We start from the raw sequence: 2,608 nt of genomic DNA, 5'->3' as shown, positions 1-2,608 counted from the left end.
AGCTATAGAAGCCATATTGTTTGAGTTGAAAGTTATATAGAAATTCAGAAATGAGCATTCTGAATTGATAATTGAAATACAAAATTTAATAATTCTAAATTCTAAATTCTAAATTCTAAATTTTAAATTCTAAAGCTTAGTTTCTACAATCAGATAACTATTACGAAAGTAGGGAAATTGGGTTAAAAACTTCAGAAGGGATTTCCAGTACCAAGGCCAACGTTCTTGGTATAACTGATACATAGACCAAGAATTAACTACTTGTAATCCCATAGCTGTTAAGTCTTCTTCATCATTAATGAACCACTTGAGGGGCGCTCCAATTTGATCGAATATTGTATATAGTTGTTTAGCAGAATTTCCTATAACCTCCATATCTAATGTAGCTCCTGGGAAACGAGAGCGCATTACAGATATGAGCTTTTGGACTTCGTTGATATCCAAGTACATTAGTAAGCCTTCTGCAATAAATAAGATATTTTCTGGTGATACTTTGGGCAAAGTATCCATCCAGTCAAAATCCATGACTGATGCACTAATAAATTGGTGTTGCTGTGTCTCTGTATCTAACTTAGAGCGTAATTTCGTTACTACAGGTAAGTCCAGCTCTAACCAACGATAAGTATTTTGTCCTACTCGATGAAAACGACTAGATAATCCAGCTCCTAATTCCACAACAACAGGATGGGAATGGTTAGCAATATGAGAAGATGCTATTTGGTCATGGTGATAAGTTCGGATAGCAGCCACAATAGTAGAAGCTTCACCAGCTTTACCGTAAAGTGGGTCTAGTTCTGTATCCCAACCCACGAGTTTTAACCACTCAACAGATAGTGGATCTTGAAATAGGGGATAAGGATGAGCTTGTGCTTCAGCTCGTCCCCTGAGTGGTAAAAGTAGGGTACGAGGTACACCAGTTAGTTCATTGACAATTTTGGGCAAAGAGATTAAGTCCTATTTATCAAGTTGGGATAATTTAATTATTATAAGAGTCAGTAGTTAGTAGTAGGGTAGAGGTTTAGTTTCCAAATTATTACACAATTCACTCTGTTCGTTGAAACTAGAAATCTTCAGAAAATAAATAACAGGACTTAAGTCATGGCAAAAAACTAGCTTATTCCAGGAAAATTCACCCCCAAAAAAATTCTTTTTTATACCTTTTGCTTAAAAATATATATTCCTGTTGCTTGTTGCTTCTAAAAGCAAAAAGTATATTCTTTTTCAACGAATAATTAAGGTTTAAAGCCTCTCTTTTCAAGGAGAAAAAATGAATNTTTATACCTTTTGCTTAAAAATATATATTCCTGTTGCTTGTTGCTTCTAAAAGCAAAAAGTATATTCTTTTTCAACGAATAATTAAGGTTTAAAGCCTCTCTTTTCAAGGAGAAAAAATGAATTTATTTTCTTTTGATTCAATCCTCTTCCTTTGATGGAGAGATAATTATCCATTATTGAACAGATTTCTACTTCTTTCCACAATTCCTTGGGATTGAATCTCTACCTAAAATCTACACATTTTTTAATTATTCTTTTTGACCGAATAATTAAGGTTTAAAGCCTCTCTTTTCAAGGAGAAAAAATGAATTTATTTTCCTTTGATTCAATCCTCTCCCTAAAAGGAAGAGGTAATTATCAATTATCAATTAATGAATTTTTACTTTGTTGTTTTGCTAACTCTTGCTGATGTAGTTCTCTATCTTTAATTGTTAGAAGTTCTGGTATTGTCACAAATTCATAACCTTGCTTTTTCAAACCAGCAATAATATTGGGTAAAGCTTCAACAACATGACCTCTTGGGCCACCACCATCATGTAGCAATACAATTCCACCGTTGCTGGATCTATTCAAAACTTTTTTGGTAATTTCTTTAGCCGATCTATAGTACCAGTCAACAGAATCAGCAGACCATAAGACTACTGTCTGTTTCCGTTCTTTTGCATAGTCCGCTAAACCATTCTCTAGGACACCACCAGGAGGCCGAAATAGGTTAGTAGTCCTACCTGTTGTTCTATATATAAGATCTGCTGTACGGCCAATTTCACTTTTGATGCGGTCTGGATTCATTTTACTCTTTGGAGTAGGATGGTTCCATGTGTGATTGGCAATAACGTGACCTCCTTCTACAATTTTTTTGCCTATTTCTTGACGTGTGTTTAAATGTTGGCCAACCACAAAAAAAGTTGCTCTAATGTTATGTTTTTTCAGGATATCTAATATTTGTTCTGTAGTTTTGTTCCACGGACCATCATCAAAAGTTAAGGCAATAACTTTTTGTTCGTTGTTAAGAGTAATATTTTTAACAGTTTTTCCTTGAAATCTTTTTGGTACACTAAAGTTAAAAGTTTTTAGTTCTAATTCCCTTAGTTTCTGTCGAGTTGTATTAATGTTGTTGGCAAGGACAGAACTAATTTTAATTACTTCTAATTGGTTTTCTTTGTTATTTGCTGGTTGATTAATTCTATTTGTATTTACTGCTGTGCTTGCTTTTATGGTTACTTCTTGGTTCGCCCATATTTCTAGGGGGAGTAGAATTCCTATTAAAAAACTGCCACTAGCTCCGATGATTGTTGCTAAAGATTTTCCTTGTCTAGATAATACATTTAAGTTT

2 protein-coding genes are annotated in these 2,608 nt (G+C 33.8%); both read right to left on the bottom strand.

The genetic code is table 11. The features are described from left to right. Positions 1–129: 129 nt before the first annotated feature. Positions 130–942 (bottom strand): class I SAM-dependent methyltransferase, encoded by an 813-nt coding sequence (locus AFK68_RS02450; RefSeq protein ID WP_094671356.1) that lies wholly within the window; start codon positions 940–942, stop codon positions 130–132. A 690-nt stretch (positions 943–1,632) separates the two neighbouring features. Continuing rightward, positions 1,633–2,608, bottom strand: a 976-nt coding sequence (locus AFK68_RS02445; protein WP_094671355.1) for a polysaccharide deacetylase family protein, incomplete at its 5' end; no start/stop codon positions are given.

Origin of the sequence: Hydrocoleum sp. CS-953 (assembly GCF_002260545.1) — a bacterium.
Taxonomy (GTDB): domain Bacteria; phylum Cyanobacteriota; class Cyanobacteriia; order Cyanobacteriales; family Microcoleaceae; genus Trichodesmium.
The sequence above is the reverse complement of the archived record's forward strand: the minus strand, read 5'-3'. Positions and strand labels throughout refer to the sequence as shown.